This window comes from Turicimonas sp. TL08 (assembly GCF_054660695.1).
In genome coordinates, this window is the sequence record NZ_BAAGDP010000008.1 from 74,130 (window position 1) to 88,825 (window position 14,696).

12 protein-coding genes are annotated in these 14,696 nt (G+C 45.2%); 2 read left to right on the forward strand and 10 right to left on the reverse strand.

The genetic code is table 11. The features are described from left to right. Nucleotides 1–63: 63 nt before the first annotated feature. The 10 genes from ACYQ4O_RS05710 to ACYQ4O_RS05755 form a co-directional block, all read right to left on the reverse strand. Nucleotides 64–1,071: an ABC transporter substrate-binding protein gene (locus ACYQ4O_RS05710; protein ID WP_460175015.1), complete on the reverse strand. Its 1,008-nt coding sequence runs from the start codon at nucleotides 1,069–1,071 to the stop codon at nucleotides 64–66. 45 nt (nucleotides 1,072–1,116) lie between these two features. Next, nucleotides 1,117–2,328: a [FeFe] hydrogenase H-cluster maturation GTPase HydF gene (gene hydF / locus ACYQ4O_RS05715; RefSeq protein WP_460175016.1), complete on the reverse strand. Its 1,212-nt coding sequence runs from the start codon at nucleotides 2,326–2,328 to the stop codon at nucleotides 1,117–1,119. Nucleotides 2,329–2,416: 88 nt separating this feature from the next. Next, nucleotides 2,417–3,106 (reverse strand): cytochrome b/b6 domain-containing protein, encoded by a 690-nt coding sequence (locus ACYQ4O_RS05720; protein ID WP_066594201.1) that lies wholly within the window; start codon nucleotides 3,104–3,106, stop codon nucleotides 2,417–2,419. Beyond that, nucleotides 3,099–3,446, reverse strand: a complete 348-nt coding sequence (locus tag ACYQ4O_RS05725) for an iron hydrogenase small subunit (protein ID WP_066594202.1) — start codon at nucleotides 3,444–3,446, stop codon at nucleotides 3,099–3,101. Before ACYQ4O_RS05725 ends, ACYQ4O_RS05720 begins: the two co-directional genes overlap by 8 nt. 12 nt (nucleotides 3,447–3,458) lie before the next feature. Next, nucleotides 3,459–4,811 (reverse strand): [Fe-Fe] hydrogenase large subunit C-terminal domain-containing protein, encoded by a 1,353-nt coding sequence (locus ACYQ4O_RS05730; RefSeq protein WP_066594204.1) that lies wholly within the window; start codon nucleotides 4,809–4,811, stop codon nucleotides 3,459–3,461. A 464-nt stretch (nucleotides 4,812–5,275) separates the two neighbouring features. Then, a complete protein-coding gene (locus ACYQ4O_RS05735) occupies nucleotides 5,276–6,619 on the reverse strand; it encodes a coproporphyrinogen III oxidase family protein (RefSeq protein ID WP_460175017.1) in 1,344 nt (447 codons plus the stop codon). 146 nt (nucleotides 6,620–6,765) lie between these two features. Then, a complete protein-coding gene (locus ACYQ4O_RS05740; RefSeq protein WP_460175018.1) occupies nucleotides 6,766–8,598 on the reverse strand; it encodes an AMP-dependent synthetase/ligase in 1,833 nt (610 codons plus the stop codon). Nucleotides 8,599–8,834: 236 nt separating this feature from the next. Further along, entirely contained in the window at nucleotides 8,835–9,314 is a 480-nt protein-coding gene (locus ACYQ4O_RS05745; RefSeq protein WP_460175019.1) for a hypothetical protein, read from the reverse strand. Nucleotides 9,315–9,410: 96 nt separating this feature from the next. Continuing rightward, complete coding sequence (locus tag ACYQ4O_RS05750) at nucleotides 9,411–11,234, reverse strand: ATP-binding cassette domain-containing protein (protein ID WP_460175020.1); 1,824 nt, start codon at nucleotides 11,232–11,234, stop codon at nucleotides 9,411–9,413. Further along, nucleotides 11,231–12,364: a penicillin-binding protein activator gene (locus ACYQ4O_RS05755; protein WP_460175021.1), complete on the reverse strand. Its 1,134-nt coding sequence runs from the start codon at nucleotides 12,362–12,364 to the stop codon at nucleotides 11,231–11,233. The genes ACYQ4O_RS05750 and ACYQ4O_RS05755 overlap by 4 nt, the downstream gene beginning before the upstream one ends. Before the next feature lies 1 nt (nucleotide 12,365). On the opposite strand from ACYQ4O_RS05755, the gene rsmI reads away from it, so the two are divergent. Together rsmI and ppk2 are read left to right on the forward strand one after the other, a co-directional pair. Beyond that, on the forward strand, nucleotides 12,366–13,274 hold the full coding sequence (rsmI, locus tag ACYQ4O_RS05760) for a 16S rRNA (cytidine(1402)-2'-O)-methyltransferase (protein ID WP_460175022.1): 909 nt from the start codon (nucleotides 12,366–12,368) through the stop codon (nucleotides 13,272–13,274). Between the two features lie 156 nt (nucleotides 13,275–13,430). Then, complete coding sequence (gene ppk2 / locus ACYQ4O_RS05765) at nucleotides 13,431–14,570, forward strand: polyphosphate kinase 2 (RefSeq protein ID WP_423839278.1); 1,140 nt, start codon at nucleotides 13,431–13,433, stop codon at nucleotides 14,568–14,570. Nucleotides 14,571–14,696: the final 126 nt, after the last annotated feature.

Genomic DNA, 14,696 nt, shown 5'->3' on the forward strand with positions numbered 1-14,696 from the left:
ACGCTCTTTTTTCTTCTCCACACCTAAACCTCTGTGCCTCAAACTAGCAGGATTTCTCAAGAATTATTTTGTAGGCAAGACTTGATTTATCCATTCGTCTGTTAACTCTTTTCTTTTTTCGCCCTTCCAACTTAAGGGAACGTCCAGCGCCTTGATGTTTTTAAGATTTAAAACAGGATCCGTAATCACGGCATCCGTCCTCGTTGGAACGTACTTAATGTTATTTTTCAAAATAAAGTCAGCAAACTTAGGACTTGAGGCCCACTCAATAAACTTCTTCGCTTCCTCCGGATGTTTTGCGCCCCTTACCAGTCCTACGGCCTCTATACCAAAAGTTACGCCTTCCTTCGGATAAGTAATTTCAACTCGATGACCCAACTGTTTGATATCAAGAGCGTCAGGGAGATAGACGATAGCAACCGCCGCTAAGTCTTGTCCAACTCTAAGAGCAGGCCAAGCTCCGCTTTTGGTGTACATCTGAACATTCTTATGGAGCTTCTTCTGATATTCAATACCGCCCTCTTTACCGAAAGCCCCGCGAATAGAAAATAGGCGTTCGGTTGCCGTACCGGATGTTCTGGCATCAGCAAGAATAAGCGAGTTTTTATATTTCGGATCTAGCAAATCCATCCAAGATTGAGGTGCCTTCAAACCGTTTCTCTTTAAGAAATCAGAATTAGAAATAAAGGCCAGAGGCATGATGCCGATGCCAATCCAGGCGTGGTCAGGATCAATAAACTGAGACGGAATTGCCGATGCGTTTTTTGGCAAGAAGGGCTCTACGAGATTTTCTTTTTTGGCCGCCTCATAAATATCGGCAGGTCCTCCCAGGATTGCATCCACCTGAGGATTATTTTTCTCGGCTTGAACTCTGGCAAGAACTTCTCCGGCCGAAAGACGCAAGTAGTTTACCTTAATGCCTGTATCTTTTGAGAATTGAGCTAAAACCTCACTTGCATATTTATCCGGCATAGTGGCATACAGATTCAGTTCCGCAGCTAATACCGAGGATGCGAGACAAAGAGAAAACATGCTTGCGGCAAATCCCGAAAGCTTCCTTGGAATTTTCATATTGTGGACTCCGTGTTCACATAGAGAAAGTTATATATACGGATTCTACCTATGAAATGGTGACAAAACGCGTCCTAAAATACCGTGTAAATATGCGATCGCCACCCCGTAATTCACCATTGGTACGGAATATTCCTTACTAACTTTTTGTCTGTAGAGCATTGCTCTGCGGTTTATCATGCAGGCACCGCAGTGGATAACCAACTTATATCCGCTTAGGTCTGACGGGAAAGAGTCTCCCGTATACCATTCGATATCTAAGTCTCCCCCGACCTTTTGTTTCAGCCAACGCGGAATCTTTACGCGGCCGATATCATCGGCCTGGCATTGATGAGTACAGGCTTCGGCAATCAACACCTTATCGCCCGGTCTCAAACTCTCGATTGCCTCTGCACCACGCACCAATTCATCCAAATTTCCTTTTTGACGGGCCATGAGAATGGAAAAAGAAGTCAAACGAATAGAATCAGGAACGATTGCATTAACCTCTTTGAAGACTTGACTGTCTGTGACTACTAAAGCAGGAGGTGTTTTCAGATTGTCCAACTGTTTTTGGATTTCATCAACCTTGGCAACCATCGCTACTACTCCGGCATCCAGACAATCTCTTATAGCTTGAACCTGAGGAAGAATCAAACGACCTTTAGGAGCCGCAGTATCAATCGGCACACAGAACAAAACAACATCCCCGGGGTTGACTAAGTCTCTCAAGAACGGGATATCTTCAAACGCTCTCGGTGCAACTTTAATGAGTTCTTCTCTTAGCTCATTGAAACCCTCTCCTGTTTTTGCACTGATGGGAAATACAGGAAGGCCGATTTCCTCCGAAATCCGATTAATTTGTTGGAGGTCTGGAGCCTTTTCATCGACTTTATTGACGGCAAAAATAACTTGAGTTCCAAGCTCTTTAAAATCCTTCAACAAGGAGCGCTCAAAATCAGAAACGGGTTGTCCTGCCTCTAAAAGGATTACTGCCACATCGGTTTTTGACATGACTTCCTTAGTCTTGCCGATTCTCAGTTTCCCAAGGTCTCCTACGTCATCGATACCTGCAGTATCGATAATCATCACAGGCCCCAAAGGAAGGATTTCCATAGCCTTGTAAACCGGGTCTGTAGTCGTTCCGGCTATATTGCTCACCAAAGCGATATCTTGTTTTGTCAGACGATTGATGAAACTGGATTTTCCTGCATTTCTTTTGCCGAAGATTCCAATAAAAATTCGGTTTCCCTTCGGGGTTTGATTAAGGCCGGCCATAGACACTCCTTGATTTTGAATACCTGTAATTGTCTATGAAAAAAGGAGCCGAAGCTCCCTTTTTCATTGTTAATCTCGTATGTTCAGATTACTTTTCAACAACCTTAACAACGTCTCTCTTCAACCATGTTGGAGAATGGTGTTCAGCGGCTTCATAAGAAATGTCGCCGGGGCCGACTCTCCAAATGCCCTTGAAGTGTTCCATAGAAAGAAGGGCTAATGGGATGTGAGCGCAAGTAACCATTGCTGTCACAACGATGCTGCCCCAAACGTGGGTAATGAACAACCAGTAGAAGAGTGTCTTACCGAGTAAAGGAGCACCTGCCCAAAGCAACCAGCCGGTAACGATCAAGTAAGCGATGGCTGCGATGAAAATGAGATAGCTCATCTTCTGACCGCCGTTGTATCTGCCCTGAGGAGGAACTTCTTCCGGGCCGAACGGGATCTTGAAGAAACGGCGTGGATAGCCACCGAAGTTTCTGAACCACATAATTGTGTTCTTGTCCCATTCCATGAGGTTCTTCATGGTAACGGCGAAACGATCAGGGGCAAACAAGATGTAGCCGACAAAGTTAAGAGTGAAAAGAGCACCGAGCCAAATATGCCAAACCATCAAAAGGTTAGCTGTTTCGTCGGAGATAGCACCCATCATATTGCCGAAATAAACGATAACGCCTGTAAAGAAGAGTGCGTACCAGCAAATAGCGTTGATGGAGTGGAAAACCTTGTCGGAAGTATGGAAGCGCAGAATACGAGCACCGCTTGCAGCATTAGACATGTTTGGTCTCCTTCATAGCTAACTGAGAACGTGGGAAGTAGTGTGTATGGTTCAACTCATACATTTCACCTTCAACTGGTTTGCCCTTCATGTCTTCATAGACTTTCCAGCAAACATCGTTTTCGTGAGAAGATGTGAGTTTAACTTTCTGCAATCGCTTGTCGTCTGCATACAAGCCTTCTTGACGATCAAGAATGACTTTATTGCGGCCTGTGACAATCTTAGTGATAACGGCACCGGCAGCAGCTACTACAACAGCGCAAAGGCCTACTACCTTCAAGAAGCCGCGTCTGCCCAACAGTGCATCTGTATCTCTTTCTGTATATTGATATTTACTCATTTTTCCAACCTTTTAGAGTTTGACTGGAAGCGGAAGTGTCGGTGCGAGCCATGCGGAGCCGGAGCCTTGGAGAGGCTGACCGCCGCCGTTGACGCAACCGCCAGGACAGTTCATAACTTCAATGAAGTGCCAACGATCTTTATCTTCGTTGATGATCTTCATCACTTTCTTAAGATCTTGGAGTGCACCGTTAACAACAGCAACGCGAAGTTCGAAGATCTCTCCATTCTTAGCCTTCAAAGGAATTGGAATAGTGGCTTCAACGAGTGAAGAATCGTAACCACGAACACTGATGATGTCCGGGTTAGTCAATTCTTTACCGGAAAGAATGAAGTAAGCTGTACGAAGAGCAGCTTCCATAACACCGCCGGATGCACCGAAGATAGTACCGGCACCCGTGTATTTTTCCATCTGCTTAACTTCGTGAGTTGTCGGCATTGTCAATGGATTGATGCCTTTGCGACGGAGAACTTCAGCGATATCACGGGTGGTCAAGCTGTAGTCGATGTCCGGGAAAGCAGGAGTATCTTTTGGAATTTCGCCGTGAGCGACATTCCACTTCCATGCGTCAACGAATTCAGGACGGCTGGCTTCGTAAATCTTAGCTGTGCAAGGAGTGATAGAAACCAAGACCATATCTCTCGGATCTTTCTTCCAAATATGCTTAGCACCCCAGCTCTTAGCCAAAGCACCGCCCATTTGAATCGGGCTCTTTGTTGTAGAGACGTGAGGAATAGCGCTGGCGAAATTGATTTCCATATTTCTGACCCAGCCAGGGCAGCAGCTTGTGAAGTGAGGAAGCGGATGGTGAGCCATCATATCAACTTCCGGACCTCTTTCTCCCAGAGCCCAGTATCTTACTTTCTTGATGAACTCTGTACCTTCTTCAAGAATTGTTTGGTCAGCAGTTTGGTTAACGTCATAGTTAACGAAGCCGGCCTTTTCAAGGGCGTTAAGCATCTGATCTGTGCAGAGATCGCCCGGTTGGCCTCCGAATTCTTCCGCTAAAGCGACGCGAACTGCAGGAGAGGGATGTGCAACAACGAACTTCTTCGGATCATCCAAAGCTTTGATCACATCATCAACGAAGCTCATTTGCTCGATAGCGCCGAACGGGCAGGCTACTAAGCATTGTCCGCAGCTTACACAAGCATTATCACGAATCTTATGAATGGAACCAAGACCACCGTCGATAGCATCGACCGGGCAGAATTTTCTGCAGGTATCGCAACCTACACAGGTTTCTGAATTGATCTTGATGATTCCTCTTAATTCACCTTTGCGGAAATTCCCCTGATAGTCGGGACCATCTTCTCCACGGCAACCCTGAGGCGGCCGGAAAGTGACTACTTCCATAGTTGTCATTGTTTGCTCCATAGGCTTGAAATGGGTGAGAAGAAAATAGCCGACATCGCTGGGATGTTATGTTAAAAGTTTTCCCTAGTAGGTTACAGTCGGCAACATCTCAGACAGGATTGTAAAAAAAGATTCGTTTTGAAACAACGGAACTAAAACGAATATCCTAAGGGTATACGCCTAATTTCCCACCCCTTTTTAGGAAATATTCGTGAAATCCCGCCTGAGTTTTGGCTTAGGTGGGTAATCTCAAATGTTACATAACCTTTTTCTCAGATAGAAAAAAGTTGCGAGATTTCTGCCAGAAGTTTTGGTGCTTTCTGTGCTTCTGAAAAATCTTTCTATTATGAAAGCTCATTCATGACCTTACTGTTGCACCATGTAAAAGGCCGACTTTTGTGCACAAAAGCGCGTCGTCGGCCAATAAAAACTTAGATTAAAGATCGACTTCTTTTTCGACAAAGAAATGCCGATTACGTATCTTCTTCTTTCAGCGGCTTTCTCAATTCTGCACGGACATTATCCATTGCCGTGTAGAAGTCTTTCATCATTACCAGACCGAGGAGTTTACCTCTGTCAGTGATAATGAATTGATCCTTGTCTTCCGGATTTTCTTTTATAGCGCCTGCAAGCTTAAGGGCCAGTACCTCCTTCATTAAAGCCGTATCTAAACGGACGTTATGAACTTCTCGGAAGTATTTTCTGGAGAGACGCCCTGCAAACAAACCCAATAAGAGGCGATATTGAAGGATTTCGTGTTTAGAAAAAGTTCTCTTACGCTCTACTCCGTCTCGACCGGAACCGATACGCTCGTTGTATCTTCTCAAAGAGAATGTATTAACGTACAAGGAATCACCTAAGAAGCTGAATGCGCCTGAACCAATTCCTAAGTACTCATCGTTGTCGATAACGTACTCGTCAAAACCTTCGTTATTGGCCTTACCAAAAGCCCAAGATGAAAGCTGGTTGTAGTGAGGAGCAACCGTATCCAAAATGATTCGGTATTGCTGAGCCATCACTTCCGGAGGAGAAGCTAAAGAATCTTTGACGCTGCGTTTGGTTTGGCTTGTGACCATCAAAGGATAAGTCGTAATCTGTCTGGGAGACAGAGCTACTACTTTTTCCATATCGGAGCGAACGATCTCATCCGTTTGACCGCGGAAGCCGAAAATCATATCTACGTTGCAGATAGGGAAAATTTCTTTGGCTTTCAGAATGTTCTCATAAACCTCTTCTCCTGTTCCGAACTTATCCCTTTCAATCATCTTTAGGATATTGTCATCGAAGCTCTGTACCCCTACAGACATACGATCGACAAGCCCTTTGAGATGAATGATATCCGGATTGGCCATAACCTGAGGATCGGTTTCACAAGAGACTTCGCCCATTGACGGGAAAAGCTTGCGGGCCAACTCAATAGTCTTGATCAGTTCGTCCATCAGAATAGTGGTGGTGCCACCTCCGACATACATGGACGTAAAGTTGTAGCCCAAGTCATGAACCATCTGCATTTCTTTGCGAAGGTTCACAAAGTACTCACGTGCTTTGTATTCTTTGAATAAGAACCGGTGGAAAGTACAGTAAGTGCACAACGTATTGCAGAACGGAACATGTGCATAAAGCATGTACTTGTGTCCGGGCTGCGGTTTCGGAAACTCCTTCAGAATGCAAGGATCCAAAACCAAATTTTTGTCCAATTGGTACTGCATTACTTTTTCCGTACCATAGATCATCCATTGCGGTGCCATGGCCTCGGGATGTAATTTCTTTTCACTGCCTTTGTAGGCAGATTTAATTGTGTCAGTTGATGCTTTCATAAATAACTTTTAGATTTTGGACAAAATTATACTTTTTCCGTATCGCCCACAGAATTTCAACAAAAAGATTAGCTCTTCCGAAAAAAAGAGCGCAAAGGCTGCCTTAATCGAGCTCCCAAAATCACGAAATTTCCTCTGCTTTACGATTAACGGCGTGCACCTTTATACATGCTTTCAATAACTGTTCCGTATTTGGCCATCATGTTCTTGCGCTTAAGCTTCAATGTTGGTGTCAGCAACTCCTTATCGATTGTCCATGGTTCTAAAGTGAGTGCGATATTCTTCGGAACAGCGTATGCCGGAAAAGCCTTACATAGCTTCTTAACCTGTTTAAGGATGTATCCCTTAACTTCATGAGACTGAAGCGATTCATTGTTTGTAGGATCTACGCCGAGCTTTTCGGCTAACTCTACCCACTTATCCTTGTCTAAAGACAGAAGTGTTGCAATGTAAGGGCGTCCGTCTCCGACTGCAAAACATTGGCTAATCAAAGGATCACATTCAATGGCGCTTTCAATGTCAACCGGAGAAATCTTCTCTCCCGTCGAAGTAACAAGAATCTCTTTGATTCGGCCCTTGATCTTCAGCCTTCCTTCGGAATCAAATTCTCCTTGGTCACCGGTATGAAGCCAACCGTCTTCGGTTAATGCTATTTTGGTGTCTTTTGCGCGATTCCAATAACCTTGCATCACAAGGTCGCCCTTCACAAGAATTTCGTCTTTTTCGCCGATCTTGACCTGAACATCTTTGAGAAGTCTTCCCACTGTATTCGGATCATTATCTTCGACTTTATTACCGCAGATAATTGGACTGGTTTCAGTCATTCCATAACCTTGAATAACCGGTAGACCAAGACCGCAAAATACCTTAGCTACCTTTTCATTGAGGGAGGCGCCGCCGCTGATAGCAACTTTTAATTGTCCGCCGAATTGATCCTGTAATGTCTTTGAAATTTTCTTCTGGAATACTTTGCCCAAGTTTTTATCAAAGATGGCGGAGAAACCTCCTTCGTATGGAATCTTGTTCTTTCTGCAGAAATCTCTCCAGCCGACATTAACACCCCAGCTGAATAATTTCTGAGCGATGGGGCCTTTCTTCTTCAAAGCCTCTTGAAGTTTGCCGTAAATCCTTTCGTAGACTCTTGGAACCGAAATCAAAACATCCGGTTTAGCAATCTTGAAGTCATCTGCCAAATATTGAAGAGAACGATTGAAAATAATGGTGCTTCCAGTCGCTAGAGCCAGGTAATAACCGGCTGTCCTTTCAAACATGTGAGATAACGGAAGGAAGGACAAAAATTTTGCGCCGATTTCCGGTCTGACATGAGCAAGAGTAGAACGAACGTTGCTGGTAATATTTTTATGGGAGAGCATTACTCCTTTTGGCTTTCCGGTAGTGCCGGAGGTATAAACAATGCAGGCCAAATCGTGCTCCGTAGGCGCCGGAGGCAGAATCTCTTTCCCTGTTACGCTGCTAAGCCAATCTTTCAAGCTTTGAGCAATAGCGGCCGTTGAAAGATTGTCTTCCTGCGTAATAATAACTTTCTTTAATTTACTTAAATCGAAGCCCGCTTTTTGGATTTGCTCCCACTTCTCCAATCTGTTGGTGATTAAGAAAGAAGCCTCGCTATCTTGCAGGATGTAAGCACTCGATGCCGGAGTATCGATGGCATGAAGAGGAACAGGAATCAGTCCGTTAGCCATAGCGGCTTGGTCAAAGCAAACTGCATCCACTCCATTGGGCAGAAGCATAGCTACTCTGGATCCCGAGTTAATTTGGCTGGCTGCAAAAGCTCGCTGCCATTCTTTAACTTTATTCGCGACTTCTTGATAAGTATAAGAAATCCATTTTTTTGTGGATTTATCAAACTCACGGAGAGCCTCGTCTTGCGGTCCTTTTTCTACTCGATTTTGAAAAAAATCACATAATGTATGTAACGAATCTAACGCACGGGCACGTTCTTCTTTAGTGTCTGTCAAGACCTTCTCCTACACTTCTCCTATTTTCTCTCGTAGCTTAAGAGAAATTTTGCTTTTACAACGGGCGAAATTTTAAGGGTATTTACTTATATTTTCGTTATGTCGAAATAAAGATAAGAATCCGTATCTCTCCAATCCCAATCCTCCGGAAGCATTAAAACTTCGGCCATGAAAAATGACCGCTTTACCAAAAGACAGAGCGGTCATATTTTTCGACAATCAATATTACACTGGTTTTACGGCACGGTTGTTGCCTGCCATCCTGACGGACATTCCGTCACATAAGGGTAGAAGTTCTTAGATGCTTGGCACCAATACATAACATTACCTGAGCCGACTGACGGAGTGACGGCAACCGGAGGAGCCACTACTACGGGAGGTGCGACTACTGCAGGAGGCGAGACAACTACCGGAGCAGAAGGCACAATATAGTTAGGAGGCACATAAGTCGGTGTAGGCGGCACATAAACCGTTGTCGGAGGGGGCGTACTGACGGAATTGGCAATCGCACCTGCGACTCCAAGTCCTAACCCTATCGCCAGAGCACCTCCTAAAACATCGGCACCCCAATGATGTCTTGGTGGTCTGGGTCCAGGACCGGGTCTGAAACCGGGTCCTCCGGGAGGAGGTCCGGGCGGTCTTGCTAAACCGTCTGTACAGAGCGTAAAGGCGCAGCAAGCAACAAATGCAAGCTGAACTGCTGTTTTAGTTTTCATCCTTGCACCCCTGACAAGTTAAATAATTACTTCCAATTGTGCACTTGTTTGAAAGACTTGAACAGCCTTAGCGTCCAAATTAAACAATCTTTACGATTAATTTTTAGAGAAAGAGGCCTTCTTCTGATCCAGCTCTTCCCATCGAGCGTATTTCTTTTCCAACAGATCCGAGATTTCCGCCATTCTCTTATTGGTATTGGCAAAAAACTCAGGCGTTTTCTTTTCCGAGCTCTCCCCGCTCATCGATGCTATTAGTTGTTCTTGTTCCGCTTCCAGACTTTCAATTTCGGACGGAAGCTTCTCCAACTCCATATTCTCCTTATAGGAGAGTTTTGTAGGCTTACCTTTTTCCCTTACTTGAGCAGGTTTGGATGCCGGCTTCTTTTCCTCAGCACATTTCTCTAGTACTTCCCGATGACGAAGCCATTCTTCATAACCTCCGACATAAGAAGTCCAGACTCCTTTACTGTCAGGAGCAATTACAAAGGAGGCGACATTGTCCATGAAGGTCTGGTCATGAGACACAAGAATAATTGTTCCTTGATAATTGCTCAAAGTATCTTCGAGCATTTCTAAGGATTCAATATCCAGGTCGTTGGTCGGCTCGTCCATGACCAGCAAATTTGCCGGTTTTGCAAAGAGCTTAGCTAAGAGCAAACGATTCTTTTCCCCGCCGGACAAACTTGAAACTTTGACATTGGCACGATGAGGAGGGAACAAAAAGTCGCCGAGGTAACCGATAACATGCTTCCTTTGGCCGTTGACTTCAACCCAATCAGAACCCGGAGATACAGTCTCAACCAAAGTTTTCTCCGGATTAAGCTCAGCGCGAAGTTGATCAAAATAAGCCACTTCCAAGTTTGTTCCCAGACGGACCTTACCGCTTGTCGGCTCAAGCTTGCCAAGAATGACCTTAATTAAAGAGCTCTTACCAACACCGTTCGGACCAATCAATCCGAGCTTATCTCCCCTCATTAAACGGAGATTCAGATTTTTAATAAGAGTTCTTTCTCCGAAACTCAGGCAAACATCTTCGAGTTCGGCCACCATCTTTCCGCTTTTTTCACCTGCATCTAAAGCAAGCTTGGCGGTACCTATGCGATCCCTTCTGGCTTCGCGTTCCCGACGAATCTGCTCCAGTCTCCGTACTCGACCTTCATTTCTGGTTCTGCGGGCTTCGATACCCTTGCGAATCCAGACCTCTTCCTGAGCCCAAAACTTATCAAACTGGCTGCGGGCCTTTTCTTCAGCCTCAAGCTCTTCATTTTTTCTTTTTTCGTAAGCTTCGAAGTTGCCCGGATAAGTTCTCAGGTCTCCGCGATCGAGCTCAAGGATTTGCTGAGCAACTTTATTCAAAAACGAGCGGTCGTGAGTAATAGTCACGAGTGTGCGGTTCTTTCGAAAATTACTAAGAATAAGCTCTTCAAGTTTGAAAATTGCATCAATATCCAGGTGGTTGGTAGGTTCGTCCAACAAAAGAAGCTGCGGTTCCAGTGCAAAAGCCAGAGCTAAGGCTCCTTTTTTCTTCTCGCCTCCGGAAATACTTTCAGGAGACGCATCTGCATTCAGTCCAAACAAATGGATATATTCATTGAGCTTTGAAATGACCTCCCAACGGTGCACTTCATCACCTATCTCATCAATCTTTCCTCTCTTGAGCAGAGCATCGTAGACGGTGGCCGCTTCCGGATAAACCGGGTCTTGCTCGACGTAAATAGCTCTTAAACCCTTAGCAACGTTTCTCTTGCCCGCATCTAATTTTTCGACTCCGGCCAGAACCTTCAGCAAAGAACTTTTCCCGGTTCCGTTGCGGCCGATAAGTCCAAAGCGCTGGCCTTCCTCAATAGTCAAATTAACCTTGTCGAGCAGAGGAGCGTCTCCCCACGCGAGATGAGCATCTTGTAAAGTTTGAAGAATCATAGGCCGGCCTCTTCCGCGCTTTCTTCAAAGGCTACATCATCAGCCAAGTCGCGCTTTGGAGTAACAACCGTTTTGTCCAGAGTCCTTTTTGCGCTGCTGCTGGTCTTCTTATCGAAATGAATCTTTCCGCTCAGGCCATCTTCAAGATCGATTTGATCTTGCCACTCAAGCCAACTCTTTCCGAGAGCCCAAGCATCCACACCAACTGCAAAAAGATGTCGGTCGTCGCTGTTGAGCTTAAGAAGGATTGGTCTGTACTTCAAATAATTTTGATGACTCAGCTGAGTAATCGCCGGTATTTCCAATGTCACCATACCGGTTAAATCATTAGCTTGTGTCTGAGAGGTCATCACGTCATTGGTTCGATACGGATTAGTGTAGCTGGTGCCGAATACCGGCAGCTCAGGAGGAAGATACGGCCGGATGAGGCTAGCCTGCTGAGGATTCATAGCGAAAAAAGCTCCTCTAAAGCTTTTTCCTCTCATCTCAGTCCTCAAATAAGAAATTTGTTCCGTACTTACATGGCGTATTTCCCCAACAGAGCCATTTTTACTTAACTCCTGCACAATAGCTCTTGCAACTCTCTCGTCATAGCTATTGGGAGTAGCCAACACTACGAAATCTCCTATTGGGTTCTTAGCTGTATTTTCAAGAGCCACTTTAACTAATTGCTCAACTTCGCTTTCGATAGCTACGTCGATGCTCATAAAAAGCTCAGGCTGAACGGCAGAATCAGTTTTGTTGATGGCCACAACCGGAAGCGGAAGATAAGGGAGGCTTGCGATTTTATCTACTGAAGTCTTTAAAACCGGTCCAATCATCAGCATTGCTTTCGTATCAGCCGCATGATTAAGAACCTCCAGGACATTGCCTGATTCGCTTATTTCATATTTGACAAGCTCATAGCGGTCCTCGTCTTCTTTGAATGCTGCTTCCACTCCGTGGATTAAAGGAGCAGTAGCGGCCGCAAGGCTGCTGTTTTGAGGAGGCACCATCAACCCGACCTTTATTTTCCCCGTCGGTTCTGAGGTTGAAACTGCCGCTTCTTGAGCGTTAACCAAGTTCTGACCCATTAATGAGAGTAGGCTTAATGTAACGAAACAAACTTTGTTCAAAAGTGTAGAGGACACAATGGACTCCGTACCCAACCAATTCGAAAACAATATTTTATTTACTGAGACACGATTAGCAAGTCAAGATTTTCCGGCTCCTGCACTTTATGTCATCGGCCTTCCGATCGGCAACTTTGCTGATATCACGCTGCGTGCCCTTTGGACCTTAAGCTTGTGCGACAAAGTCGCTGCCGAAGATACAAGAGAGACTAGTAAACTGCTTCAAAAGTTTAGTCTATCTAAAGAATTATTCGCCGTTCATCAGCATAATGAGCAGAATGGGGCTTCTAAAATCCTTGGCTTCCTTGAGGAAGGCCTGAGGATTGCGCTAGTAACCGACGCTGGAACTCCCGCCATTTCTGATCCCGGGTGCAAGGTCGTCGATACAGTTCAAAAGGCAGGATTTCCGGTGATTCCTATTCCCGGCTCCAGTGCGGTAGTGACCGCCTTATCGGCTGCCGGCATGGCTCCAGAAGGTTTTATTTTCCACGGGTTCTTAGACAGCGGTTCTAAAGAAAGATTAAAGACAATAAAAGAGCTTGTTGACACGGGAAGAACCTTTGTCCTCTATGAAGCCCCTCACCGAATGGAGAAATTAGCTAAGGAATTGGCTCAAACGGTTCCTCCGGAAAGAAAGATTGTCGTTGCAAGAGAGCTTACAAAGAAATTTGAGGAAATTAAAAGTTTCACCTCTGAAACCATCGTGGAATGGTTTGCCTCAAAAAAACCGGCAGGGGAATTTGTGGTAATCATCAATGCGGATACCTCTAAGAAGGAGCAGTCTCTGGATGAGAGCACGCTAAAATGGCTTAAACGCCTCTCCTCCTTGCTTCCGACAGGCGAGCTGAGTGCGATGGCTCACGACATCACAGGCATCCCAAAAAAACAAATCTATGATGTCCTTCTGCAACTTAAAAAGCAGGATTAACAATTACTAAAGAGCATTGCAGTTGACGGGAGAATTTAGTTTTATTATTTTCACGGGTCCAAATTTTCAATTAAGGAGATGAACTTGTCTTCGAACGATAAAAATAAAGCCAAGGCTAACGAAGCTGAAGTCCTCAATAAAGAAACAACTGCAGAAATGGAGAAGATTGCGGCCGAAGGTCCTTCCGAAAGTGAAAAAATCGGAACAACTATCGAAAGCATTTCATCCTCTCCGGTAACTTCCGAAACCGAGGCAGAAGAGTATGTCACAGAGCAGACTTTCTCTGCTGCAACAGAACATGAGCTGCAAGCTTTAATTGCCATTCTGGACGGAGAATCACCGACAGATCGCAAATCCATTTTGAAAGCTCTCGTCCGCAGAGAAAAACTCAAAGAAGCTCCGGCCAACTTAAAAGATAAAAAAGACGCTTCTGAAGATGAATTAAACGAAGATTGGAGAAAAGGCGGCTATCCTTACAAGAACCGTATGAGCCGCAAGCTCTACGAAAAAGAAAAGTATCTTTTGCAGGTTGAGCTGCTCAAACTCCAGTCTTGGGTTAAAGAAACCGGTCAAAAACTCGTCATTCTTTTTGAAGGACGCGACGCAGCCGGCAAAGGCGGCACCATCCGCCGTTTCATGGAGCACTTGAATCCCCGCGGCGCCCGTGTGGTTGCTCTTGAAAAACCGACTGACCGTGAACTCGGCCAATGGTATTTCCAACGCTATATTCCGCATCTTCCGACCAAAGGCGAAATCGTTCTCTTTGACCGTTCTTGGTACAACCGTGCCGGCGTCGAAAGAGTCATGGGTTTCTGCACTAACGAGCAGTACATTGAATTCATGCAGGAGTGCCCGGAATTTGAAAGATTCCTTACCCGTAGCGGCATCTATCTGATTAAGTTCTGGTTCTCAGTGAGCCGCAAAGAACAGCGCCGCCGTTTCAAAGAACGTCAAGTCCATCCTTTAAAGAGATGGAAACTCTCTCCGGTTGATATGGCTTCTTTGGATAAATGGGATGACTACACCCGCGCTAAAGAAGATATGTTCTTAAGCACCGATACCGTTGCAGCGCCATGGACCGTCATTAAGAGCGACGACAAGAAGAGAGCCCGTTTAAACGCGATGAGATATGTGCTTCACTCCTTACCGTATACCGGCAAGGATGCAGCCGCCATCGGCCCGATCGATCCTTTAATCTTAGGCCGTGCCAACACTATTTATGAAAAAGGCGAGCACAGCGACATTCTCCTGCAACTGAGCAGCAACATCGGAAGCGTCAGCAAAAAAGGCAAATAAGCTTTGTTGATACGCAGAGAGGTCTCACTTAAGAGGCCTCTTTTCGTTTCCTACCCTCGCATCCTTACTATCAACCTCAGGTTTACGATACTCAGTATCGCGAATATTATCTCTTCATCTTAGAAT